General features: G+C 42.8%; 27 protein-coding genes. 13 read left to right on the top strand and 14 right to left on the bottom strand.

Going from position 1 to position 22,920, the window contains the following annotated elements; genetic code table 11:
• Window positions 1–16 precede the first annotated feature (16 nt).
• The 6 genes from grxC (at window position 17) to grxD (ending at window position 3,633) form a co-directional block, all read left to right on the top strand.
• Window positions 17–331, top strand: coding sequence for a glutaredoxin 3 (gene grxC / locus V7K36_RS09015; protein WP_300414710.1), 315 nt, complete (start codon window positions 17–19; stop codon window positions 329–331).
• 195 nt (window positions 332–526) lie between these two features.
• Window positions 527–1,012 (top strand): tRNA adenosine(34) deaminase TadA, encoded by a 486-nt coding sequence (gene tadA, locus V7K36_RS09010; protein ID WP_335114978.1) that lies wholly within the window; start codon window positions 527–529, stop codon window positions 1,010–1,012.
• Between the two features lie 112 nt (window positions 1,013–1,124).
• Window positions 1,125–1,883 (top strand): lysophospholipid acyltransferase family protein, encoded by a 759-nt coding sequence (locus V7K36_RS09005; RefSeq protein WP_335114976.1) that lies wholly within the window; start codon window positions 1,125–1,127, stop codon window positions 1,881–1,883.
• Between the two features lie 230 nt (window positions 1,884–2,113).
• The gene (locus V7K36_RS09000; RefSeq protein WP_335114974.1) at window positions 2,114–2,722 is read left to right on the top strand and encodes a hypothetical protein; all 609 of its coding nucleotides are present in this window, start codon (window positions 2,114–2,116) and stop codon (window positions 2,720–2,722) included.
• 242 nt (window positions 2,723–2,964) lie between these two features.
• On the top strand, window positions 2,965–3,222 hold the full coding sequence (locus V7K36_RS08995) for a BolA family protein (protein ID WP_334824601.1): 258 nt from the start codon (window positions 2,965–2,967) through the stop codon (window positions 3,220–3,222).
• An 87-nt stretch (window positions 3,223–3,309) separates the two neighbouring features.
• Window positions 3,310–3,633, top strand: coding sequence for a Grx4 family monothiol glutaredoxin (gene grxD / locus V7K36_RS08990; protein ID WP_335114972.1), 324 nt, complete (start codon window positions 3,310–3,312; stop codon window positions 3,631–3,633).
• A gap of 528 nt (window positions 3,634–4,161) precedes the next feature.
• On the opposite strand, the gene V7K36_RS08985 is transcribed toward grxD, so the two are convergent.
• The gene (locus V7K36_RS08985) at window positions 4,162–4,410 is read right to left on the bottom strand and encodes a DUF6761 family protein (protein ID WP_334824605.1); all 249 of its coding nucleotides are present in this window, start codon (window positions 4,408–4,410) and stop codon (window positions 4,162–4,164) included.
• Window positions 4,411–4,994: 584 nt separating this feature from the next.
• On the opposite strand from V7K36_RS08985, the gene V7K36_RS08980 reads away from it, so the two are divergent.
• Complete coding sequence (locus tag V7K36_RS08980; protein ID WP_292763508.1) at window positions 4,995–5,768, top strand: response regulator transcription factor; 774 nt, start codon at window positions 4,995–4,997, stop codon at window positions 5,766–5,768.
• 81 nt (window positions 5,769–5,849) lie between these two features.
• Here V7K36_RS08980 and V7K36_RS08975 read toward each other — a convergent pair whose 3' ends face one another.
• The 4 genes from V7K36_RS08975 to V7K36_RS08960 form a co-directional block, all read right to left on the bottom strand.
• Window positions 5,850–6,641 (bottom strand): ABC transporter ATP-binding protein, encoded by a 792-nt coding sequence (locus V7K36_RS08975; protein ID WP_335114970.1) that lies wholly within the window; start codon window positions 6,639–6,641, stop codon window positions 5,850–5,852.
• 47 nt (window positions 6,642–6,688) lie between these two features.
• Window positions 6,689–7,255, bottom strand: a complete 567-nt coding sequence (locus V7K36_RS08970) for a hypothetical protein (RefSeq protein WP_335114968.1) — start codon at window positions 7,253–7,255, stop codon at window positions 6,689–6,691.
• A 215-nt stretch (window positions 7,256–7,470) separates the two neighbouring features.
• Entirely contained in the window at window positions 7,471–7,932 is a 462-nt protein-coding gene (locus V7K36_RS08965) for a DUF4079 domain-containing protein (RefSeq protein WP_335115054.1), read from the bottom strand.
• Between the two features lie 149 nt (window positions 7,933–8,081).
• Window positions 8,082–8,477, bottom strand: a complete 396-nt coding sequence (locus tag V7K36_RS08960) for a DUF1830 domain-containing protein (protein ID WP_335114966.1) — start codon at window positions 8,475–8,477, stop codon at window positions 8,082–8,084.
• A 589-nt stretch (window positions 8,478–9,066) separates the two neighbouring features.
• Here V7K36_RS08960 and V7K36_RS08955 point away from each other — a divergent pair.
• The 3 genes from V7K36_RS08955 to V7K36_RS08945 all read left to right on the top strand — a co-directional run bounded on the left by V7K36_RS08955 (window position 9,067) and on the right by V7K36_RS08945 (window position 12,790).
• Complete coding sequence (locus tag V7K36_RS08955) at window positions 9,067–10,656, top strand: photosystem II high light acclimation radical SAM protein (protein WP_335114964.1); 1,590 nt, start codon at window positions 9,067–9,069, stop codon at window positions 10,654–10,656.
• 101 nt (window positions 10,657–10,757) lie between these two features.
• A complete protein-coding gene (locus tag V7K36_RS08950; protein ID WP_335114962.1) occupies window positions 10,758–12,155 on the top strand; it encodes a DICT sensory domain-containing protein in 1,398 nt (465 codons plus the stop codon).
• Window positions 12,152–12,790 carry a pentapeptide repeat-containing protein gene (locus tag V7K36_RS08945; RefSeq protein WP_335114961.1) on the top strand — a complete coding sequence of 213 codons (639 nt, stop codon included), beginning with the start codon at window positions 12,152–12,154 and terminating at the stop codon, window positions 12,788–12,790. Before V7K36_RS08950 ends, V7K36_RS08945 begins: the two co-directional genes overlap by 4 nt.
• A gap of 63 nt (window positions 12,791–12,853) precedes the next feature.
• Here the strand turns inward: V7K36_RS08945 and V7K36_RS08940 are convergent, their stop codons facing one another.
• The 7 genes from V7K36_RS08940 to clpS all read right to left on the bottom strand — a co-directional run bounded on the left by V7K36_RS08940 (window position 12,854) and on the right by clpS (window position 16,201).
• Window positions 12,854–13,258 (bottom strand): type II toxin-antitoxin system VapC family toxin, encoded by a 405-nt coding sequence (locus V7K36_RS08940; RefSeq protein ID WP_334941963.1) that lies wholly within the window; start codon window positions 13,256–13,258, stop codon window positions 12,854–12,856.
• Between the two features lie 9 nt (window positions 13,259–13,267).
• On the bottom strand, window positions 13,268–13,507 hold the full coding sequence (locus V7K36_RS08935) for an antitoxin (protein WP_298911707.1): 240 nt from the start codon (window positions 13,505–13,507) through the stop codon (window positions 13,268–13,270).
• Between the two features lie 120 nt (window positions 13,508–13,627).
• A complete protein-coding gene (locus V7K36_RS08930) occupies window positions 13,628–14,053 on the bottom strand; it encodes a hypothetical protein (RefSeq protein WP_335114959.1) in 426 nt (141 codons plus the stop codon).
• Window positions 14,054–14,155: 102 nt separating this feature from the next.
• Complete coding sequence (locus V7K36_RS08925) at window positions 14,156–14,401, bottom strand: hypothetical protein (protein WP_335114957.1); 246 nt, start codon at window positions 14,399–14,401, stop codon at window positions 14,156–14,158.
• Window positions 14,402–14,404: 3 nt separating this feature from the next.
• The gene (locus V7K36_RS08920; protein ID WP_335114955.1) at window positions 14,405–14,956 is read right to left on the bottom strand and encodes a hypothetical protein; all 552 of its coding nucleotides are present in this window, start codon (window positions 14,954–14,956) and stop codon (window positions 14,405–14,407) included.
• A 74-nt stretch (window positions 14,957–15,030) separates the two neighbouring features.
• Window positions 15,031–15,855 (bottom strand): CPBP family intramembrane glutamic endopeptidase, encoded by an 825-nt coding sequence (locus tag V7K36_RS08915; RefSeq protein WP_335114954.1) that lies wholly within the window; start codon window positions 15,853–15,855, stop codon window positions 15,031–15,033.
• Window positions 15,856–15,919: 64 nt separating this feature from the next.
• Window positions 15,920–16,201: an ATP-dependent Clp protease adapter ClpS gene (gene clpS / locus V7K36_RS08910; RefSeq protein WP_335114953.1), complete on the bottom strand. Its 282-nt coding sequence runs from the start codon at window positions 16,199–16,201 to the stop codon at window positions 15,920–15,922.
• A gap of 267 nt (window positions 16,202–16,468) precedes the next feature.
• Between clpS and V7K36_RS08905 the strand changes: the two genes are divergently transcribed.
• Complete coding sequence (locus tag V7K36_RS08905; RefSeq protein WP_334824685.1) at window positions 16,469–16,843, top strand: hypothetical protein; 375 nt, start codon at window positions 16,469–16,471, stop codon at window positions 16,841–16,843.
• Window positions 16,844–17,096: 253 nt separating this feature from the next.
• Here V7K36_RS08905 and V7K36_RS08900 read toward each other — a convergent pair whose 3' ends face one another.
• Together V7K36_RS08900 and V7K36_RS08895 are read right to left on the bottom strand one after the other, a co-directional pair.
• Window positions 17,097–18,287 (bottom strand): pyridoxal phosphate-dependent aminotransferase, encoded by a 1,191-nt coding sequence (locus V7K36_RS08900; RefSeq protein WP_335114951.1) that lies wholly within the window; start codon window positions 18,285–18,287, stop codon window positions 17,097–17,099.
• A gap of 220 nt (window positions 18,288–18,507) precedes the next feature.
• Window positions 18,508–18,711, bottom strand: a complete 204-nt coding sequence (locus V7K36_RS08895) for a hypothetical protein (protein WP_334824631.1) — start codon at window positions 18,709–18,711, stop codon at window positions 18,508–18,510.
• 470 nt (window positions 18,712–19,181) lie between these two features.
• Here V7K36_RS08895 and V7K36_RS08890 point away from each other — a divergent pair, with 470 nt between their 5' ends.
• Window positions 19,182–19,511, top strand: a complete 330-nt coding sequence (locus tag V7K36_RS08890) for an STAS domain-containing protein (protein ID WP_335114949.1) — start codon at window positions 19,182–19,184, stop codon at window positions 19,509–19,511.
• Window positions 19,512–19,659: 148 nt separating this feature from the next.
• On the top strand, window positions 19,660–22,389 hold the full coding sequence (locus tag V7K36_RS08885; protein ID WP_335114947.1) for a TIGR03960 family B12-binding radical SAM protein: 2,730 nt from the start codon (window positions 19,660–19,662) through the stop codon (window positions 22,387–22,389).
• The last annotated feature ends 531 nt before the right edge of the window (window positions 22,390–22,920 follow it).

Here is a 22,920-nt window from a genome sequence, read left to right as displayed (position 1 = left end):
CCTTGCTTAAGAAAATATGCTGGACTTTCTTAATCCCCTCTTAAATCGCCATCCAGAGCGAGTCAAAGCCAACGTTGAACTTTACACATGGCAAACTTGTCCATACTGCATTCGTGCCAAGATGCTGCTGTGGTGGAAAGGTGTAAATTTTACTGAATATAAAATCGACGGCGACGAAGCAGCCAGAGCTAAAATGGCAGAACGCGCTAACGGACGCCGTAGTGTACCGCAAATTTTTATCAATAATCAGCACATTGGCGGCTGCGATGACCTCTATCAGCTAGACACACAAAGTCAACTCGATCCTCTTTTAGCTCAAGCCGCTATTTAGAAATCAAATTAGCCTCCAACGGTTAGCTTGGTAATGCTAAGTTAGGCAACTTTGGATTTTAAATTGTTTAGCCGTGTGTGGCGAAAGTTTGCCTACCTTTGTCTCGTTCCCAGTCTCCGACTGGGAATGCCTAATAGGAGGCTCCGCCTCTTAACTTAATGTGTTGAATTTTGAAGTTTTTATATTGATAAAAATATGTTAACTAAGTATACAGAATATCTTATACATCAAAAATGGATGAGTTATGCCCTAGAACTAGCAAAAGCAGCAGGTAATGTAGGTGAAGTCCCTGTAGGTGCTGTTATCATTGATTCAACAGGCAAATTGCTAGCACAAGGAGAAAACAGAAAAGAGCGCGACAAAGATCCTACCGCTCATGCGGAAATTCTTGCTCTCAAGACAGGTGCAACAACTTTACAAAATTGGCATCTTAATGAATGTACCCTCTACGTAACTCTCGAACCTTGCCCGATGTGTGCAGGTGCTATTGTGCAAGCGCGTTTAGGACTACTTGTATATGGAGTAGACGATACAAAAACTGGCGCGATTCGTACAGTTATTAATATACCCGATAGCGCTGCTTCTAATCACCGTCTCCAGGTAATCGGAGGTATTCTAGAGTCAGCTTGTCGTCAGCAATTACAGGCTTGGTTTGCCAGTAGGCGACGTAGCGGAAACTAACGGACAGAGGTAAAACTGTCCATTTAGTACAACACAAGTCACGCAAGAGAATCTACGGTGTAACTAATCAGGCTTCTCATTAAATTTTACGCGTAAATCATCTGCATCCTTCATGATGGAATTTTACTCTTCATCCGATACCTGCCAGCACACAGCAGCAAATCCTCAGGTGGCTGCTACTACCTCAAGGGTTTCTCCTTGGTTAAGTCCTCTGGCATATTTATTAGGGCGTCACTGCCTATTACCATTATTCTTTGGGCAAATTAGAATAACCGGACAAAAAAATATCCCCACAACTGGGCCTGTGATTCTTGCGCCTACCCATCGGGCGCGTTGGGATGCATTACTCGTACCCTACGCCACCGTTGATTGTCTGACAGAACAAGACTTGCGGTTCATGGTGACTATTGACGAATGCCAAGGTTTGCAAGGCTGGTTTGTCCGACGTTTGGGGGGGTTTCCTGTAAATTCTAAGCATCCGTCAATCCGCACCCTGCGGCATGGAGTTGAGCTACTTCAGCAGAAAAAAAACCTGGTCATCTTTCCAGAAGGTAACATTTTTCGTGATGGCCAAGTTCACCAGTTGAAGCCGGGAATTGCTCGTCTTGCTTTGAGTGCTGAATCTAGTCATTCCGGGCTGGGAGTGAAAATCATCCCCATAGGCATTAATTACAGCCAACCTTATCCAAATTGGGGTACGGATGTGAGTATTCACATTGGCTCCCCAATCAGAGTAACGGATTACATTAGTGGCTGTATAAAACAAGATGCCAAAAGCATTACAGCTGATTTAGCAAAGGCACTGCAACAATTAAGCCATCAAGAAACAAAAATTACTAATCACGCATTTGCAGAAATCACTAATTCTTGATTTGGAAAATCAGAGGAATTAAGGCGTTGAGGCAGTCTACCATAGGTATCGCTTATCAGAGGGATTTAAGTTAGTTACTATACAAGGGTAATGGGAACTCTATGAAACCGATTTTTAGTCTAAATCAGAGATACTTAGGATGTAGTTTTGCTTTCTTCAAGACCAAAACAGAGTTAAGATACCCGAAGTTTCCATAACTTTTTAATATAGTTGTCGCACTAATTGATCCCATGAACACTGCTGCCGCTGTTACCTTGATGCACCGTACTTTTTTATCAGTCATAGCAGTCCTCAGCCTGCTATCACCTGTGAATGCTCAGGTATCACAGTCACCAGGCACTACCAGCCAACCACAACCGATTGACCCCAACGATCCCAATAATCTTCGCCCCATAACCCAAAGTAGCAGCATTTTGAGCATTGAGGGTGGCGATCGCTTAGTAAAAGAGGCAGACCAAGCCGTTTCTGCTCAAAACTACCCCTTAGCTGTTAAGAAACTGCAAGAAGCACGTCAGGTTTATAATCAGCTATCTAATTTTTATCAAGAGTTAAATTCTAGCTTTTCGGGAATTGACAACAGAGTTTCTGATTCTCAGCGTCAAAAAGCTCTATTGACAGCCCAAAAGCGAGATGAAGCCACCTTTCAGCTAGCATTGGTACATCGGGCACAAAATCAGCCAGAATTAGCCGTACCGTTGTTGATTCAAATAATTAAAAGTCAAAACCCGACGCGGGATTTAGGCAAGAAAGCCTATAAACAGTTGTTTGAATTGGGTTTTGTAGATTCTCCCTATCCGAGAGAAGGTGGGAATTCATCTTCCTCACCGCAAAAAAAATAAATTAAATTTTTGTTGCCTGTTTTTCCCCATCTCCCCCATCTTTCACATCCTTCTCTCCCTGAACAGCACCTTAGAACGCCCCAGTGTTAGAATAGAGCTATCGGCCGTAACCTTGACCCAGCGTTCTCAAAAATACACCTCAGAGGCGCGTTTATCTACAGCCTTGCCAAAACCTGAAGTTAGCACAGGTCTTTGCTCCATATCTGTTAATAATAGAAAAGTAAGTTTTTTCAGGAATAGCGATGATTAGTCCGCAGCAGGTTGAGGCAATGATCAAGGCGGAACTGCCAGACGCCCAGGTTCAGGTGCAAGACTTGACTGGTGGCGGGGACCACTATCAGGTAACAGTTGTTTCATCGCACTTTGCAGGTAAGGGACTAGTGCAGCAGCACCAGTTAATTTATGGTGCGTTGGGGCAAGCTATGTCAACTGAAGCGATTCATGCCTTGGCAGTAAAAACATATACTCCCGAAGCTTGGCAAGCAACACCAGCTTCGTAAACATAGAGTTAGGAATTAGGAGTTAGGAGTTATGAATTTAACTTCTCACTCGTCATCGTTGAATGCAACATAGGAAACACAAATACCATGACGCCAGAACTCAAACAGAAAATTGCTAACTTGCTACAACAGAACAAGATTTTAGTTTTCATGAAGGGAAACAAGTTAATGCCCCAATGTGGTTTTTCCAACAACGTTGTACAGATTCTCAATACCTTGGGAGTTCCCTTCGAGACAGTTGATGTTCTATCAGACTCTGAAATCCGTCAAGGAATTAAAGAATACTCTAACTGGCCGACAATTCCCCAAGTGTATATCAATGGTGAATTCCTTGGCGGTTCTGACATCTTGATTGAACTGTACCAAAAAGGTGAATTGCAGGAAAAGGTAGAAGTAGCACTAGCCTCGTAACGTCCTGTTTACACCAAAGCAGAGGGTATACTGCTGAATTTGCGCTTCGCAATCAAGGCAATGTGCCGTTTTTAATGTCCTTGAAAGGGGAGAGAAATAGTATCTCCCCTTTCAAGGCTTTTTTAATAGGTTTTTGACAAAAATACTTGACCTGTCTTGGAATTGATTTCAGGGCTAGTCAGCCCCAACTCTAGGAGACGCTACGCGAACGGGGAAGTCAAAAGTCAAAAGTCAAAAGTCAAAAGTCAAAAGTCAAAAGTCAAAAGTCAAAAGTCAAAATTAAGAACCACCAAAATAAATTTAGGCGATGCACTGAGCGTAGCCGAAGTGGGTTTGTACCTTTTTCCTTCTGGTCAAAAATCCCCTCAGTCGAATTGGCAAGACCAAGTTTAGGGCTGAGGGGATGCGTTTTCTCAATACAATATCTCCAAAATCTCACACCACGGTAACCCATTGACGAATACAGATAATATGCTATAATTATCTGCGGTAATTAACGGTTACTATCAATGGCCAGGTAAATGGTACTTAGTAGTAATCGGGTTGTGGCTGTGGTTGCGGCACTGCAAAATTTGATCCATCGTACAAGTAGCGGCTGGCTTCCTCTTCTAAGCGATGAATCAGAAAAGGTTCAATGATGTTACCATGTCGCAGTGCGGCTAGATATCCATCCAAATACATCCGCATATCATCCGTACGATAACCGCGATTCCATAACTCGACGAAGGCGTCGGTGAGTCTTTGGTAATAGCGGATGGTTTGTGTGTCTTGGAGCATAACTGCTGTATTAATCTCTTTGGAATGAGAATTGTAAATGATTCACGCTCAAATGTGAAGTGTAATTTCACTTTGGCATCAACTCAAAGTCAACACATCTACTTTGGGCAGTACCCTCATAGCAGCTACAAGCTACTTTAATCCTATTCCAGAAAACATCGATTCTAGTTATCTGCTAAGTTATTTTTATAATTTTCATGGTCAACAGCCCAATTGTATTGGTGTTATGTTCGTGAATGTGGGCACTAATTTTTGCGAAAAAAACCTCCTTTCACCATCAGGTTAAAAAGCTGTTGTAGTAACGGTTAGCCGATTGGGTTATAGATATTTTCCACATTACACCCATCTGAAAGCAGAATGTTAAGCTAAAAGAACTTTTGATAAGTCTAGCAACACTTTCGATAAACTTAATAAAAATTTAATAATATTTCTAATCGCCTTTCGGCAAGGCATAAATTAAAGATATTGCCACGCTTTTTATGAGGAAATGTAAAGCTAATAGCAATTGAAGTAACAAAGGCTACAAAACCTTAGAGATGGGCTTGTTACTTTGAAAGGCATCGACGCTAAGGGATCTTGCCACCGTGGGTTCGGTTTGTATAGAAATCATTGAGGGGAATCCCCATCTAAGGTCGTTGCTGGGTTGGCACTTGCAACAACTAGAATACCGTGTGCATCAAGCTGCCAGTATTTATCAAGCTAGGGAAGTATTTTTAAGCCATCAACCAACACTGGTCGTCTTGGATGCAGACCTGCCTGATGGTGATGGCATTGAGTTTTGTCGTTGGTTGCATCGTCAGCAGCAGCCTCTAATCTTAATGCTATCTGCCCGTAATAGTGAAGGTGATATCGTCGCAGGTTTAAAGGCGGGTGCAGATGATTATCTGAGCAAACCTTTTGGGATGCAAGAGTTTTTGGCACGGGTAGAGGCACTGATTCGCCGGAAGCGCACACCAACTGCACCAGCTTATTTGGATTATGGCACTTTGCAAATCGATTTAGTTCAGCGCCGTGTTCGCTTCCAAGGGGAGTTTATCGACTTAACGCCCCAAGAATTCAGTTTGCTGTACGTTTTGGCACAAGCTGGGGGAGTGCCTCTGAGTAGGTCGGAATTGCTGCGTCGTGCTTGGCCTGACGCTATCGATAACCCTCGTACCATTGATACTCACGTTTTGTCGCTGCGGAAAAAGGTTGAACTTGATCCCCGTCAACCCAACTTGATTCAAACTATCCGCAATGTAGGATACCGTTTTAACATGGAAATTTTGAATATCAATATTTCACAGTCACAAACAACAAAGTTAGCTAGAGAGAGATTTAGTAATCAACGTTCAACACTTAGTAGTAGTCAAGTGTGAATGGGGCATGGGGCATTGGGCATTGGGCATGGGGCATTGGGCATTGGGGAGTAAGATAACGACTCCTCACCAATTCAAAATCTAAAATCCAAAATCGTCTTGAGCTTCTGCTTGAATTAAGCTTTCTCGTAATTCAACCCAGTTTATTTCAGAGGCTCTTTGATTTGCCAATAAATGACCTTGTTGTAGGTGTAATAACCGAGTGCAAAACATCTGGGCTAGTTCCAGTTGGTGATTTACCATCAGAATCGTAGTTTGATGAGTTTGACTTAACTGGATTAAGACTTGCATTAGATTAGAAGCAGTACTAGCATCAAGGGCAGAGGTTGGCTCGTCTAATAATAATATTTTAGGCTGGATGACTAAGGCACGAGCGATCGCTACTAATTGTCGTTGTCCCGCAGATAGTTGCACCTCTGTTCGCCCTAACCATTCACTGGGAATGTGCAGTTTTTCTATCCAGTGACTGACTCGTTGCTGAATTATCTGTTTGGACAAACCACGTAAAACTAAAGGATAAGCCAAGGCTTGCTGAACTGTCATCCCCAACAGTTTTGATTCTTGCAATACAAGTGTCACCATCTGGCGTAGCTGGATAACAGGAATTTGGCGATATTCTTGATTTTCTAGATAGATTTTGCCACTAGTGGGTTCAATTAGGCGGTTGAGGAGGTACAATAGCGAAGTTTTACCAGCGCCAACTGACCCCAAAATGGCAATGCGTTCGCCGCAGGCGTTGGCAAAGCCATCCCCGTGGAATACCTCCAAGGAAATATCTTGCAATATGGGGTATCCCTGCTGATTGCCTGGAAGTTGGGTTTTCAGGCTTGTAAATAGATTAACTTGCTCTAGCCTGAGTGTGATATTATTCAAGGTGAGTGGGGAGTGGGGAGATGGGGAGAAATAATTAATGCCCGATTTTAAGTTAATTGTCTAGTAGTTAAGGCTGTAGCGATCGCCCAGCCATCGACCAACAGTAACAGTAGCGTTAATCCCAGTAGAATCAAGTACATCCACGGTTGTGCTAAAGGGCGAACATCTCTGGTATCAATACCTGTCTTTGCTTGCACAATTTGGACAAAACGGGCAAATCCGGCTACACGCATCGGTAGTAAATAAGCTTTCCCATCTTGGCTGACGAAGTAATAAACTAGCCCTCCTTGACCAGTGGTGCGGGGTTTTAACTCTTTCACCTCTGACCAAGGTAAAAACCAGCCTTTACGAAAAAAGCGAGGCACCCAGGCGGGGTAAGTAACCTGAATTCCTTCGTCATCTACCATTACTTGTTCAGTCAATACAGCATACAAGGCAACTAAGCCGATGCTAATCCCTATCCACAATAATGATGGGGGTACGGGTGCAGCTGTTACCTGCGATAAGAAGGGTAATGGGACTATGAGTGCTATGTACAGACTCAGCAGCGTTATCCGAATCAAAGGAGACAGACGAAAAACAGAAGCTGAGATATTGGCTGAGTTTGCTATCACGGCTCAATTACAATACTTTTCTTCATTGTAGGATAGGTCTATGTCTTAGCTGGACTGTTGCACAGAAGCTAAGTAGGAAGGCACAATTAAATATAAGATAAAACCTCACCCTCAATCCCTCTCCTTACCAAGGAGAGGGAAGCCGGAGGCAGAGTGAGGTTTTATATTTAATTTGATCTACTTACTTATGCCATTTTCAAAGGGCAAATTATCCTTCACGGTAAATACTTTTGCACTACAATCCAACCAGTAAGGGATACCCAGGCAAATCCTACAAATAGAATAATATTTATGCCGATGTGTAAAGGTCTAGCCCAAGGTTTTCCGGTACTAATTTGCGTGGCAGTGAAAGCAGACAGTAAAACGAATGCTACCACTATCAATCCAGCAACTAAATGTGACGAGTGACCTAAAGAACCAAAATGACCGAAAGTGCCAACAATACCGATCGCTAGCAACAGTAGCACTAAACCTACCATGCTGATGCCCATTGTATAGTGGAGCGATCGCACCTCTCTATTTCCGCCCAGAAATGGCGTAATAAAAGGGAATTGTTGCGAAGTTCTCGCCCGAAACATCCAAACGCCAGTAACTGCTAACATCAGATATGCCAGCAGGGACAACCCCATCGACCACGCGGCTATTTTCCACAACCAAAGAAATGAAGGCAGATTCATAACAATGATTGTAGATGGAGATGAGGGAGATGAGGAGAATAACCAATGCCCAATGCCAATCCCCAATCCCCAATCCCCAATATCCAATAAATAATAAACAAAAAGGGCTGCTAAATTAGCAACCCTTAAATTTAGTAAAATTGTTTTTTTTAATCAACCGATGCTAAACCAAGGATTTGTAAGGGTTTTGTAGTATCTCCGATTTTTGTATTAATTTGCTGCACCATTGGTTTGGTATTAATAGGGTCTTTTCCATCTGATGAGTCGGTATCAAACTCATAAGCGCTGGGTTCGTCGAGTATCAGGCGATCGCACGGTATTTTATCAGATAAAATTGAACTTGCCATCATCCCTGTATGAATCTCCATTTGACCTTTTCGCGGAGCTTCAAAGACTAAACGTTGTCCTGGAAAAACAACCCTTTCAAAGTACCAGTTGGGAATATTGGAGATGCGAGCTACCTGTATTTTGCTCGTGGCATTAATGTAGCAGCAGAGAATTTTCCCCGATTGCTCAGGTGGTAGAGGATCTAATATTTGAGCCATAACTGCTGAGGAGCTTTACGCCACAATTTTACATTACACTAGCCAAGCCTAACACCCACTGATCCCCACTTGTTGTAACTGCGAATACCAACTCAAGTCTTTCTAAGATTTTTTCTACCTAAAGATATATCGGAGGTTATAAAAATTTTGTAAATATTTATGATTTTTCTAAAATTTTACACTATGTAAACATCATTGAGTTTTTAATCTCTGGCAAAAAACCTTTAACTTCATCAGGGCAGATAATTACAGAGTAGGTATGGTGAAGATCCCCTTAGCTTGAGCCTAGTTCAGGAGTGTATTTTTGTGTTTCATCTATCCCACGATTAAAAACCTGGGATCATCGCTTAATGAATAAACTCAATGTTATCGTAAAGCTATATGAAAAATTTCTTCATAAAGCCTCTCTTGATACCCTGCATTTGAGATGCAAAGCAATTTTATTGATACCTACATCTGTGAACAAAAATTTCGCGCCTATCAATAATCGGCTTCAATGTCAAGCAAGATTGTCAGAGATTAAGAGCAAACAAAACAAAAACACCCCTTAAAACTGGGATTTATCTCGTTTTCCCCCAAGATTGGCAAGATGGAAGTCAAAATACCCATGATGGAAAATCGAATTCTTTACGTTCGCCTTCCTTGTAACCCTATCTTTCCCATTGGGGTTGTCTACTTGAGCGATCATGTCCACAAACAGTTTCCAAATGCCGAACAGCGTATCTTTGATTTGGGAACAGTGCCACCTTTAGATTACGCTACCGCCTTGGATCTCTGTATTGATGAATTTAAACCGACACTGCTAGTATTTTCTTGGCGGGATATTCAAATTTATGCCCCAGTTGGCGGGCGTGGTGGTAATCCACTACAAAACGCCTTTGAATTTTACTACGCGAAGAATCCTCTATTAAAACTACGCGGTGGATTCGGCGGTTTACGAATCTTCATCGCTTACTATGTGGAATTGTGGCAAAATCAGGGCTTAATCAAACGCGGTTTAAAGCGTGCCCAAAAATATAATTCTGATGCTCGTGTAGTTGTAGGTGGTGGTGCAGTTAGTGTATTTTATGAACAGTTGGGTAAAAGCTTACCTCAAGGGGCAATTATTTCTGTGGGTGAAGGCGAAACCCTGCTAGAAAAACTTTTAAGTGGCAGAGATTTTCGAGATGAACGCTGTTATGTTGTCGGAGAAACTCAACCACGGAAACGGCTAATTCACGAACAACCCACCCCACTAGAAAAAACAGCTTGTAACTACGACTATATCGAAAGCATCTGGCCAGAATTTAACTATTACCTGCAAGAGCAAGATTTTTATATAGGTGTACAAACTAAGCGCGGCTGTCCTCACAACTGTTGCTATTGCGTCTACACTGTTGTCGAAGGCAAACAAGTACGCATCAACCCAGCAGATGAAGTAGTTGCTGAGATGCGCCAATTATACGATCGCGGCATTCGCAACTTCTGGTTTACCGATGCCCAATTCATCCCAGCGCGAAAATTTATCGACGATGCCATAGAACTATTGCAAAAAATCGTCGATTCTGGTATGACAGATATCCACTGGGCAGCTTACATTAGAGCCGACAATTTGACACCCCAGTTGTGCGACTTGATGGCGAAAACCGGGATGAACTACTTTGAAATCGGGATTACCAGTGGTTCTCAAGAACTTGTTCGGAAAATGCGGATGGGGTATAACTTACGAAACGTCTTGCAGAACTGCCGCGATTTAAAAGCAGCTGGTTTCAACGACTTAGTTTCCGTCAATTACTCCTTTAACGTCATTGACGAACGTCCCGAAACCATCCGCCAAACCATCGCCTACCACCGTGAACTAGAACGGATTTTTGGTGCTGATAAAGTCGAACCTGCCATTTTCTTTATTGGACTACAACCCCATACCCATTTAGAAGAATACGCTTTTAAAGAAGGCATCCTCAAACCAGGATATGATCCAATGAGTTTGATGCCGTGGACAGCCAAAAAACTCCTCTGGAATCCCGAACCCCTTGGTTCATTCTTTGGTGAAGTCTGCTTGCAAGCTTGGCAACAAAACCCCAACGATTTCGGACGCGAAGTCATGAAAATTTTAGAAGAAAAGCTGGGTTGTGCCGACTTAGAAGCAGCACTTTCTGCACCAATTGAGACAAAAGATAAACAGTTAGCAGCTGTTTGATAAAATTCTCAGAATCAGACAAGAGTAAATTTCATCTCCTTGTCTCTCGCCTGCCCCCTGCCCTACTTACTCCCCCTCTGCGGTTATTTTCACCCAATCCCATGTTAGAAGGTTCAATCCTACAACAGCTAGAAACAGCCCATCGCCATACTACCAGGCCAATTCGATTCGGTGTTTACTACAAAAATACCTTAGTTGCCCTGTGCCACGCTCTAGAAGACCATATTTTAACCGACGACGGTACACCCCTAGTTATCACAGCCTTCCAACAGGGTAAATGGTATCTACAAGAAGCTCAACGATATGCAGATATCGCCCAGCGCAGCCGCCAAATTGCGATTATGGCTGCCTCTGAATCCGGCTTTGCTGAACATCCCACAAGCCTTTTACCGAATGTAGACTTAGTGGCATTAGATTCAGTCGATCCTGTAGCTCAGGAGTGGCATTTAATTATTTTATCGCCTAAATACACAGCAATGGTAATTTGTCAAGAATTATCAGAGGCTGATTATGGCAGCACTGGAGTCCCGACATCAGACTTAGAGCGTAAATTCTATGGCTTGTGGACATTTGAGCCAGAGTTAGTGCAAGAGACAGCAGAAATAGCGATCGCTCACATCAGAAAATACAACCCAGAACTGGCGAATAAACTCACAGCCGATAAAGAACAAATTGTACCGTCAATGGCCAGATCAGAAAATTTAGGTGCAGTTGTCTCCCGTGTAGTAGATTACCTCCAGACTGGGCAAGATAATTTATCCATCCCAACAGCGCTTCGCCAACAAACGCTAGATCGGAACTTGGTTTCTAACGAAATCCAAGCCTTTTTACGAATGGCGCAGCTGATGGATATGGCAGATGTCAACAATCCAATGGCAGCTGCGGAAGTAGTAGTTCTTGCTGAAGCGATCGCCCAGCTTTTGGATCTTCCCGCATGGCAGATTAAGAGATTGCGGCTGGCGAGTTTGTTGCATCGCATAGATCCATTACAGAAAGCAGAAAGCGTTCTCACTGGCGGTATATCCACACGCTACCAAGAAGATGCCCCCAGTTCTCCCTTAACTTGTCCCTTAGTACCGGGGGCGCAAGTATTGCGAACCATGCCACGACTGCGAGCAGTTGCCCAAATTATTACTCACCAAACCGAGTGGTGGAATGGTTCAGGGGAACCAGCAGCTTTAGCTGGAGATGAAATTCCCCTAGAGTCGAGAATTTTGGCTTTATTGGCAGACTTTCAGTGGCGAATAAATCAGCGAAAGTCGTCAAATCAAAGCCGGGAACAGATATTTACTCAAGCTTTAGATGAGTGCAAAGAGCAACAATCTACCCGCTTTGACCCTAAACTTGTAGATACGCTAGCTTTGTTAGTTATGGGTTTACAACAGGGACTCGACTTACCCTTGATGACACCCAAATTCAGCGCCGGTATCTGGATACTTGATTCCCAATGGGATAGCCACAGCAAGATAAGTGAGGAGATTGGTAGTTACTTTACATGAATATTGAAGCCATTAGATTAGGAAAACTCAAACAACTTCCAGGGGCAAATTTAGAAGACGAGGAACTCTCCCGACTGGATTTAAGCCGGATTAATCTTGCTGGCGCTACCCTTGTCGGCACTAATTTCGCTGGTTCTAAACTCGAAGGTGGGCATTTGGAGGGGGCGAATTTGATGGGAGCCAACCTTCAACAAACTGACTTACGGGCGAGTTTGATGGGAGCAAACCTGATGCAAGCAGATTTAACAGGTGCTGACTTGCGGGGTAGTAATTTGCGCGGCGCTAACTTGATGGGAGCGAGACTCAGTGATGTGTCATTGGCGGGTGCTTTCTTGAGTGGTGCCAATTTAATGAACGTGAACTTGCAAGGCGTTGATTTGCGGGGTGCTGACTTGCGCGGTGCAAACCTAACTGGGGCAAATCTCAAGGGTGCAGATTTGAGTCGTGCTGATTTGCAAGGGACGTTGTTGAGTGAAGCAAATCTTGAAGAAGCTGACTTGCGAGGGGCGAATTTGGCGGGGGCGAATTTGACGGGAGCGAATTTGTTGTGTGCAGAGTTAGAAGGTGCAAATTTGAGCGGCGTTAATTTGGATAAGGCGTGTTTGGTGGGTACAGTTGTGGAGGCTGCGTTTTAAATAGGGGTTAATTTATACAAACTGCAATGAATAATAAATACTAAAGCACCCCAATGTATGCCTTCAAAGTAGCCAATTTTCTACCCTTAGACCAGGTACGCGCTCAAATTCGCGGACATTTGCTGTAACAAGCGTCAGGTTAAGGGCTAGGGCATGGGCAGCAATCAGTAAGTCATTAGGGCCGATGGGTCTTCCTGTTTGCTCTAGGTGTGTACGAATTACCGCATAGTGCTGATCCACGGGAGACGATAGCGACAAAATAGGTAACACTTCAAGAATGCTTTCTAGTTGATGAACAAGACGGAGAGAGCCACTTTTAGCTGCACCAAATCGCAGTTCACACACCACGATAATGCTGGTACAAATGCAGTTTTCCTTTACGGCTGCGAGTCGCTGAAAAACCAAACCTTGAGGATGTCTTACCAAATCTGAAATGATGTTAGTGTCTAGCAGGTATTGATAGGTCATTGGGCAGGATTAAAGCACAATGTCATCGAGTGGCAGTAACCCTTCATCTATGTTAGGAAAGTTTTCTGTAATGTCTTCCAAAGTGGCAAGCAGTGAAAGTAGAGAACCAGAAGAAATCGGTTCGATGATTAATCGATTACCTTCTTTGCGTAACAAAACTTCTGTGCTGGATAGAGCAAATTCATCAGGAATGGTTAGGACTTGATGTTGCCCATCCCGTAAGAGGTAAACATGGCATGAGTTTGGCATCAAGCAATCTCCTTAAAGTCATAATTATTTCGCCCCAGTGTGTTATTTTACAATATCATGTCAAGTTTTATCCTGCACGGTCGAAATAACTGATGGGTATTAAGCGTTAATTGTTTTGTCTCACTTGGTTGAACTGAAACGCTTTTGCAAAGTTGTATGTGCCTTCAAAATATATTCTAATAAATCTTGTGGCAATTCTGATATTAAAGCAACTCTATCAGGATTCTGCTTATGTAATATGTACTTTTTTTGAATTGACGATAAACACAATACCAGCCCTGTGAGTTCATAAAAACTTTCTGGTGTTGCCCACTTGTATATATTAAAAATACTATCAGTGAAACACAGAAAGTCCAGAAAACTAACTTGGTAATCCGAATCAAGACTGACTAAATAAGTTTGGTTAAACTCATATCTAGCAATTTGCCAGTAGCGCAGGTTTTCCAGAAACTCCGCTTCATCACTTAAATCAGCGACCCACTCCCATTCAGTAGATTCATTGCTGTCATCAACAAATAAGTTTGTATGGAACTTTCGTAAATCCATTTCTCTTACTCCGATGGAAAACACTACCTCAACTCTTAGTTGATGATACACTTAATAAGCTGTAAGTTGAACAGCTTATCTAAGCCCTTAGTGAAGAATGGGCTAGCTTTCCACGGGAGGATATTTGATGCTGTGTGCTGTATTATCAATATATTCTTGTGGAAAAATTTGCCTTCCTAATACCAACGCTTCTTGCCTTTCCTCATCTGTCATATAATCATCTCCCTTGAGTCCCCTTGGGGTGCGTCGAGGATTTCCTCCTGCATCTAAATATCGCTGACGTGCGATCGCAAATAGTTCTAGTATTCTTTGCGATCGCTGTTGTTTAATGGTATTAAATTGCGTCATCGTTTAATTAAAGACTTCTCCTAAGTGCGCTCTTAATTTATCGATACTATTATCCCACTGAGACATCAAGCCTGGACTAGACAACAATTTAGCTTTAGTGTCAAAATAACCCCAGTTTGCCCTCATTTCCTTCTTATCAAGAGGAATACGGCTGACATCCGTAAAATCAGCAATCCAATGAACCTTAACCCATCGCAAAATACCCCATGTACCTGTTTCCCATTGAGGTTTATCTTCACTGCCCTCATTAACCAGTTCAACTACATGCGTCAAGTATCGGTCGTCGTACCCATCTGGTTTTTGAGAAAGGATGATAAGAGATCCTTTTGGTAAGTTAAATACATGAGTATCTACACCTGTATTTACACCTGTATCATTATTCTTTTTAAAGTTCAACTGAAAGTAAGATCCAATAGGAGAACTTTCATACGCCCAATCTTCCTCATCATTGACATTTTTGATATATTCCAGACGACTACAATCCATTATTTTCAACCATAAATAATTGTTTGATGTTGAAGAATCTCTAAAAGCTTTTTGGCTACACTCTGACACTTTACCTAAATGAAATATTAATGTAGTTCCTTTTTAGTCGATATTTTATTTTTTCACAAGTTCATTACCAATTTTTAATTTTTCACTGTTCGCCCTCGTATCCACAAAGCTAGTACACTCATTAACAACACCCCCATCACTCCTTGCAGGGGATTATTATTCACACCAGTTACCCAATCAGGAACTTGACCAGAATATTTCACTAATTCTCCAACATTAATAATGTAGTAGCCTCCCACTAAACCACCATGTAAACCAATTGGTAAACCCAAGCGTCCCCTCCGCCAACGCTTTCCCCATACTTGTGTTAACCCCAGCAGTACTAAAGCTGGAAATTGCGGCAGTGTATGAATAATTGCCTCCAAGGGTTTAATAAAGTGCAATGTTGCAAATGCAGTTGCATCTGTCCACAGTGCTACACGCGGACTATAATCTCGTTGTAATTCATCTAACAACCAGCCTCGGAATAACAGTTCCTCAGCAAATCCGATGCCCAAGCCAACAAGTAAACCCTCTAAAATAACTTTCAGTAAAAAAACTTTCGGTTGTTGCCACACCAACCAACCCAACAAACTTTCTACCCCAAAAAGTATCAGAATGTTAATTATGCCCATAGCCAAGCCACGCAGTAAATCCACACCGTTTTGTCGCGTGAATTCTAAGCCATAATGCCGTAGAATTTGGGGCTGCTGGTAGACATACTTACCCCATAGTCTCAGGAGAAAAATAAATACTGCATATAACAATACCAATGTCAATATACTTTCTAAGTTTGAATCATGCACTAGTAAGTATATTGGTGCAGCTAAGGGCAACCATAGCAGCAATAAAGTCACAAGAAAAGAACCCAGCCTAATGGGGGCAGGGCGTTCAGCTAGACGGACAAGGTTTTTTTTCATACTAAATAGGTCAATAATCAGCAGTCAATACTCCAGATTATGACTCTTGATTATTGACCAATGGCTATTCGTCAGGTTCAATCGTGCTACTTAAACCGTGACTTTTCAATGTTTCGCTATAGAACTCAGCGTGTTCCAGAGCGCAAGTAATGACTAAAGCTAGCCCGTTAGTATGGGCTTCCATCATGATGCTAACAGCCTGGGGTTGGGTAAGGCTTGGCACAGTAGCTATTAGTGACTGCACAACATGCTCCATAGAGTTGGAGTCGTCGTTATGGAGCAAAACGCGATACCGAGGCGCTAGCTTACGGGTTGTGGAAGGCTTTTGAATAGTTTCAACTGACACGGCTCTTTGCTCTTTTCTTGTTGATTCACTACAAAAAGTGTCTGTGTAGCGATCGCTTAACAGTTATTTACCTATTCTATAGTATTTCTGTCCAGATACTATCCTAGAAAAACGGCTCTACTTAGTTTTGCGTAGCCACTTGTGAGGCATATGTCTTAGACACCGTTGCCGTGAGAGTGCTAGCCTAATGTTAAATGTAGCGCATTCTAACTTTGAAGATTAAGGAAGTTGCAAAACAATCCCTGCCCCTGCCCAAACTGCATAATGATGGACATTAGCCGAGATTTTCTTCAACCAGGACAAATTGTGTCTTTAGAGCATGGCGACAGGAATCTGTATGCAGAAGTCATTCAATTTGTGGTTTCCCGCCAGTTGTGCTGGGTACGTCCTTTATTAATGGTTACTTTGATTCCAGAATCGCCCCTAATTACCGATTTGCGAGATGCGTCTGACTTGCTTTGGCCTGCCAATTTATTTCGGCCAGCTTTAGACACAGAAGTAATTACCTTTTTGAGCCAAGTTTTAGCAAAAGAACCAAAAACTGAACCTGACTTGGCTGCCAAACAGGAACTCAATCAGTTTATTCACCAACTTTGGCAAGCATACCAAGATAGTGCTGAGTCACACAATTTTGGATTTTAGACTTCGGCGTGAGACTTCGACTTAGCTCAGTGCAAAGACGCTCAGTCCTTCGACAAGGCTCAGGAACCATCGAACGCTTTTAGATTTTAGATTTGTTTCACGTAGCTTGCTTCTCGCAGAGCGAGTATAAATTTGCTTGCTTGCAACCCTTTTGAAATTTTGGACTTCGGCGTGACACTTGGACACGCTCAGTCCTTCGACAAGGCTCAGGAACCATCGAACACTTTTGAATATTCAATTCCATTATCCAAAATTAAAATCTAAAATTTGGTCTGTAGCGTATACCAGCATCTTTCATGCGTTGAATTCCTTCTTGCAAGCGTTTATCAGAAATAGTTAAAGCAATTCGGAAAAAGCCTTCTCCAGATGCACCATAACCACTACCCGGTGGCACAAGAATGCCACATTTGTCAAGTAGTAACGTTACAAATTCTGCTGAGGAATATCCTGGAGGAACAGGTGTCCAGACGTAAAGGGTAGCTTTCGGAGGCTGAATCGGCCAACCTAGAGATTGCAGCCCCTTGATGATAATGTCGCGGCGATTTTGGTAAACCGACATGATGGCTTGGAGTTCTGCTTCAGTGGTAGTAGAATAAGCTGCGATCGCACATGCTTGAATTGCCTTAAACACCCCAGAATCAACGTTAGTTTTTACCTGTGTCAAGCCTTTAATACCCACAGCATTACCAACAACAAAACCAACCCGCCAGCCTGTCATATTGTACGACTTAGACAAACTGTGAAATTCGATCGCTACATCTTTCGCGCCCGGAATTTGCAGCACACTAGGCGGTTTATAGCCATCGTATGCCATTTCTGAGTAGGCGTTGTCATGACACAACAAAATATCGTACTGCTTGCAGAAACCTACCAATTCCTCAAAAAACTCTAATGTTGCCAACGCCCCAGTCGGATTATTGGGATAATTAATCCATAACAGCTTTGCTTTTTGGGCGACTTCTTCAGGTATCGCACTCAAATCAGGCAAAAAACCGTTTTCTGCCTTCAGGGGCATAGGAAAAGACTCACCACCAGCGAAGATTGTCGAAGTCCGGTACACCGGATAACCAGGATCTGGTATTAGTGTATAGTCACCTGCTTCCACAAACGCTAAGAAAGTATTATGAATTGCTTCCTTGGAACCAATTGAAGAAACAACCTCTGTATTCGGGTTCAACCCTGTTACCCCAAACCGACGTTCCATCCACTTCGCCGCAGTCTCCCGGAATTCTTTCGTACCCTGGTAAGGTGGATAATTGTGGTTGGCAGCGTCGTCAATCGCCTCATGCATTACCTGAAGGATATGACTGGGAGTAGGTTTATCTGGATCGCCAATAGCCATATTGATGATATCAACTCCCTTAGCAACGAGTTCATTCTGCTTCTGGACAATTTCAGCAAACAGATAGGGAGGAATTTTTTCTAGGCGTTTAGCGAACTGCATAGCGATTTACTACGAATGCACAATGTAGACGGTCATTAGCACAGTTTACGCCACTTGAGGTATTTAAATAATCAACCTCATAGAAAAATACAAACAATCATATCGCCCTTGTTATCCCCCCTACCTTTACTAAAACTTGTTTTACCTATTTGAAATTTTGATTGCTCCAGCCTTAATCAAATTCACCGGATATAGCCAAAAAGCCTCTATGTCTAAGCAATTAGGAATATCCCCAGCTAGAAACTAACTGAATTCGACCAGCATCCATCTCTGCCATTAATAACTCTAGGGCTTCGTAATCAATATCAGAAATGTAACCCAGTTCGGTCAGTTCTGAATTGATTTCATTTTCTATCTCAGGAGTTAGTTTTTTAATGTCAAGAGCTTTTTCTACCAATTTACGAATAGCGTACTGAGTTCTCATAAGTAATAACCCATTTGTATATGATACTAATTATCCCAGATTTTTCTAAGTATAAAGAGTGATCTAAATACTAACTTCTAGTGATATAAATCACATTTTAATTAGTTAATAGATAATGCCCCATAACTCTGTGGTATGTCATCAGCAAGGCTAAAGTGGGAGATTTAACTTCCCGTTAAGACTTAGCTAAATTAGCTTTAGTTATAGACTAAGTAAGTTTTCTTAGCATAGTTACTGATGAGTTGTCTGCTAATTAGGCTGTCTATAGTTGATTGTTTTGGAACTGCCATAAAAAAAAAGTATATATAAGCACATTTTGATCTGGAATTATAACAATCTTTAAACAGAGATACTAAAGTAATAAAGATTTAGCAAAGAGAGCTAAGACATATGGCCGATGCAACAAAATAGAGTTTATGTTCAAATAATCCTTGACTTGACGCTTCAACAATTCTTAATAGGATGTAACTATGCAGGCAGTGCTTAACTATCCCAAGATTGCAGTTATTCGCCCCCAAGGCTGTTTGAATGCTACAAACGCCTTGGAGTTTGAACGAGATATGACTACAGCCTTGGCACAAAATGGTATTTCTATCTTGGTAGTAGACCTAGTAGCAGTAGAATCCTTAGACAGCGCGGGGTTGATGGCATTGTTATCTACACACAAGCTAGCTCTCGCTTTAGGACGGGGTTTCCGACTTTGCGCTGTTACTCCGTCAATTAGAATTATTTTTGAACTAACGCAACTCGACAGGGTGTTTGAAATATTGGATAGTGAAGTTGAATTGGATGCAACATAACTTCATATAAAAGCTCAAAGGTTCGGATCATAAGTGGACTTTATGTAAAGGAGTTGTAAGTTGCAACGATAAATTCTGTTAAAAGACCTAATTCAATGCTAAAGTTGGGTTTGAGTAGCTGTAATTAAGGTAGCTAGAAGATAGCACAGTGGCTGTTGCAGTTGAAAGATTAATAACATCGGATATTTTAAAACCAGCGCGTTACCTGGGTAATGAGCGTTTAGCAGTACACAAACCTTGGGATACGACAGCAATACGCTGGGTCTTAACATACCCAGAAGTATATGAAGTCGGTGCATCCAATTTAGGGCATATCATCCTCTATAACATTTTGAATGCCCAACCGCGTCAATTGTGCGATCGCGCCTACCTCCCAGGACAAGACCTGGCAGCCAAACTACGCGAAACTAATACGCCATTGTTTGCGGTAGAGTCAAAGCGATCGCTTAGAGAATTCGACATTTTAGGTTTTAGCCTCAGTTACGAACTGGGTGCAACTAATATCCTCGAAATGTTGGATTTGGCTGGAATTCCCTTGACGTGGCGAGAACGCCAAAAAGCAGGGGAAGAATCTACTAGTCCCCAGTCCCAGTTTCCCTTGATTTTTGCTGGTGGGCAAACAGCGACATCGAATCCTGAGCCTTATGCGGACTTCTTCGACTTTTTCGCCCTTGGAGATGGAGAGGAACTACTGCCAGAAATTGGTTTGGTATTGGAAGAAGGCAAACAAGCAGGATTGAGTCGGGAAAATCTATTACTGGATTTGGCACAGATACCAGGCGTATATGTCCCCCAATTTTACGACATGGCAGAGGATGGCTCGGTTCATCCGCGTCGCCCAGACGTGCCAAAACGAATTTTGCGACGGGTTGCAACTCCCATACCAGCATATTCCATTGGGTTAGTTCCCTACGTAGAAACGGTGCATGACCGCTTAACCATTGAGATTCGGCGTGGTTGCACTCGTGGCTGTCGCTTCTGTCAACCAGGAATGCTGACTCGGCCCGCACGGGATGTAGAACCCGATCAGGTGGTAGAAGCAATTGAACAGGGAATGCGGGCAACTGGTTACAATGAGTTTTCCCTCCTATCTTTGAGTTGTTCTGATTATTTGTCCCTACCAGCAGTGGGGATGGAAATCAAAAATCGCTTAAAAAATGAAAACATTTCTCTGACTCTACCAAGCCAACGGGTAGACAGATTTGATGAGAATATTGCCAACATCCTTGGAGGTACGCGCCAAGGTGGACTGACTTTTGCTCCTGAAGCTGGAACTCAGCGAATGCGAGACATCGTGAATAAGGGTTTGACGAATGAAGAATTGTTGCGGGGGGTGAAAACGGCTTGGGAGCAAGGCTGGGATAAAATCAAGTTGTATTTTATGATTGGCTTGCCGGGTGAGACGGATACTGACGTTTTAGGCATTGCGGAAACTGTCAGCTGGTTACAGCGCGAATGTCGAGGTAAAGGCAGAAAACCCCTAAACTTTAACCTGACAATTTCTAACTTTACACCCAAACCGCATACACCATTCCAGTGGCACTCAGTCTCTACCACTGAATTTAAGCGCAAACAAAACCTCTTGCGGCAAGAATTCCGCCGGATAAAGGGAGTGAAGGTAAATTTTACCGATGTCCGCATTTCGGCAATGGAAGATTTTGTGGGAAGAGGCGATCGCAATTTGGGCAAGGTAGTCCGCCGTGCCTGGGAATTGGGTGCAGGTATGGATTCCTGGTATGAAAATTTAGATCAAGCTTTTAGTGCTTGGGGATCTGCGATCGCCCAAGCCGGTCTAGATTGGAAATACCGCCAAGTAGAAAATGGCGAATGGAATTTGTTTCACGCACAAGATCACAAGAGATCGGCAGATGGGGAAAATACCCAATACCTCACTCCTGTACAGACGCGATTAATCGCCTCTCTCCCCATTACCCCTTATCCCCAGAGGGAACCCCACCTTCCCCACTCCCTCGATATACCCCTTCCTTGGGATCATATTGATACCGGGATTGATAAAAAGTGGCTCAAAGAAGACTTGCAACGCGCCTTAGCAGCTGCAATTGTACCCGACTGCTCTTTTGAAGGTTGTTCTCACTGTGGCGTCTGTGGCACCGACTTTGGCCATAACGTTGTGATTGAATCACCCACTATTCCCAAATTCGCTGGCGAGTTTGTCCCCAATCCAACTAAGGCACAACGAATGCGAGTTTGGTTTGGGAAACAGGGTAATATGGCTTTGATCAGCCACCTAGATTTAATCCGTCTGTTTGACCGAGTTGTGCGACGAGCAAGCTTGCCAATCGCTTTCACTGGTGGGTTTCACCCCATGCCGCGAATTTCTGTAGCAACTGCTTTGGCTTTAGGGGCTACTAGTAGTGGTGAAATAGTAGATTTTGAGTTAACTGTGCCAGTAGAAGTTGATACTTTTCGAGAACAGTTGGCTCGTGAAATGCCCACAGACATACCTATATATCATGTAGAGCAGATAGATTTAAAAGGTAGTGCCGCTACCCAACTGCTGGAGGCCGCAGAGTATTTGATTACTATAGCGGTACTGGAAGAAACAACACCTATACAATGGCAAAACTGGATTGATCTAATCAAAGCCAAAGAAGAACTCTGGTACGAGCAAATAACAAAGTCAGGCAAGAGCCAGTTAATAAATCTGCGCGAGCGCTTATTTGAACTGGAATTAGTAGAAACCCATAAAAGCATTGCAGAATCTATCTCATCTGTGATGATCCGTTATCTAGGTAGCTATCGCCAGGACGGTTTGCTGTTGCGTCCCGAACAAATCCTGTTTATGCTAGAGACAGTGGCTAGTGTAGAATTTCAACTCCTGCACATCCACCGCAATCGGCTAATTTTAGGGATATAATCCCTGTAGGGCAGCTTGCTAGTAGTTGTCCTAACATGGCATATCGTCGGAATTGATTTTTAGCAAGGTTGCGTTAGAATGGTGTGAAGAGAAATTTTCTGGCGCTGCATTGAATTAGCTGGTTCACTACCCTGGTATTCAGGGGGCGAAAGCATACATATTAGAGTGCAACATCTAGGATTTTATCCCAGATAAACAAAAAGCAGATTAAAGAACACTCTCTCTATAGCTACCTTGTGAATCAGTGACTAACAGCAGGCTCGGTTAGCTTCTCTAAATCCATGCTTTTTAAACAATTGCTGAATGTCTAATCTACAGTAGTGCCCAAGAGCTAGTGCATTACTTTTCTAGAGTTGAAGCGACTGCCGTCGGTTATGCCGACTTGTAGACGTTTACAGACGCGCAAAGGGCGGCTTGCCCCAGGCTAGGGCAGCTGAAGGCAGGGTCGCAGCTGGCGTTGCTGAGTATAACCCTAAGGATAAATCCGGGGAATGGAAAATAGAAATAGTTTCTTTTTCTTAACGACTTCAG

The organism is Nostoc sp., from assembly GCF_036919555.1.
Classification (GTDB): Bacteria; Cyanobacteriota; Cyanobacteriia; order Cyanobacteriales; family Nostocaceae; genus Nostoc.
This window is presented reverse-complemented; position numbering and strand designations above follow the sequence as displayed.

Bases quoted from the DNA above. Each gene is read 5' to 3' on its own strand.
- grxC (WP_300414710.1), top strand. From the start codon at position 17: ATGCTGGACTTTCTTAATCCCCTCTTAAATCGCCATCCAGAGCGAGTC.
- tadA (WP_335114978.1), top strand. From the start codon at position 527: ATGTTAACTAAGTATACAGAATATCTTATACATCAAAAATGGATGAGT.
- V7K36_RS09005 (WP_335114976.1), top strand. From the start codon at position 1,125: ATGATGGAATTTTACTCTTCATCCGATACCTGCCAGCACACAGCAGCA.
- V7K36_RS09000 (WP_335114974.1), top strand. From the start codon at position 2,114: ATGAACACTGCTGCCGCTGTTACCTTGATGCACCGTACTTTTTTATCA.
- V7K36_RS08995 (WP_334824601.1), top strand. From the start codon at position 2,965: ATGATTAGTCCGCAGCAGGTTGAGGCAATGATCAAGGCGGAACTGCCA.
- grxD (WP_335114972.1), top strand. From the start codon at position 3,310: ATGACGCCAGAACTCAAACAGAAAATTGCTAACTTGCTACAACAGAAC.
- V7K36_RS08985 (WP_334824605.1), bottom strand. From the start codon at position 4,410: ATGCTCCAAGACACACAAACCATCCGCTATTACCAAAGACTCACCGAC.
- V7K36_RS08965 (WP_335115054.1), bottom strand. From the start codon at position 7,932: ATGAATCTGCCTTCATTTCTTTGGTTGTGGAAAATAGCCGCGTGGTCG.
- V7K36_RS08960 (WP_335114966.1), bottom strand. From the start codon at position 8,477: ATGGCTCAAATATTAGATCCTCTACCACCTGAGCAATCGGGGAAAATT.
- V7K36_RS08955 (WP_335114964.1), top strand. From the start codon at position 9,067: ATGGAAGTCAAAATACCCATGATGGAAAATCGAATTCTTTACGTTCGC.
- V7K36_RS08950 (WP_335114962.1), top strand. From the start codon at position 10,758: ATGTTAGAAGGTTCAATCCTACAACAGCTAGAAACAGCCCATCGCCAT.
- V7K36_RS08945 (WP_335114961.1), top strand. From the start codon at position 12,152: ATGAATATTGAAGCCATTAGATTAGGAAAACTCAAACAACTTCCAGGG.
- V7K36_RS08940 (WP_334941963.1), bottom strand. From the start codon at position 13,258: ATGACCTATCAATACCTGCTAGACACTAACATCATTTCAGATTTGGTA.
- V7K36_RS08935 (WP_298911707.1), bottom strand. From the start codon at position 13,507: ATGCCAAACTCATGCCATGTTTACCTCTTACGGGATGGGCAACATCAA.
- V7K36_RS08930 (WP_335114959.1), bottom strand. From the start codon at position 14,053: ATGGATTTACGAAAGTTCCATACAAACTTATTTGTTGATGACAGCAAT.
- V7K36_RS08925 (WP_335114957.1), bottom strand. From the start codon at position 14,401: ATGACGCAATTTAATACCATTAAACAACAGCGATCGCAAAGAATACTA.
- V7K36_RS08915 (WP_335114954.1), bottom strand. From the start codon at position 15,855: ATGAAAAAAAACCTTGTCCGTCTAGCTGAACGCCCTGCCCCCATTAGG.
- V7K36_RS08905 (WP_334824685.1), top strand. From the start codon at position 16,469: ATGGACATTAGCCGAGATTTTCTTCAACCAGGACAAATTGTGTCTTTA.
- V7K36_RS08900 (WP_335114951.1), bottom strand. From the start codon at position 18,287: ATGCAGTTCGCTAAACGCCTAGAAAAAATTCCTCCCTATCTGTTTGCT.
- V7K36_RS08895 (WP_334824631.1), bottom strand. From the start codon at position 18,711: ATGAGAACTCAGTACGCTATTCGTAAATTGGTAGAAAAAGCTCTTGAC.
- V7K36_RS08890 (WP_335114949.1), top strand. From the start codon at position 19,182: ATGCAGGCAGTGCTTAACTATCCCAAGATTGCAGTTATTCGCCCCCAA.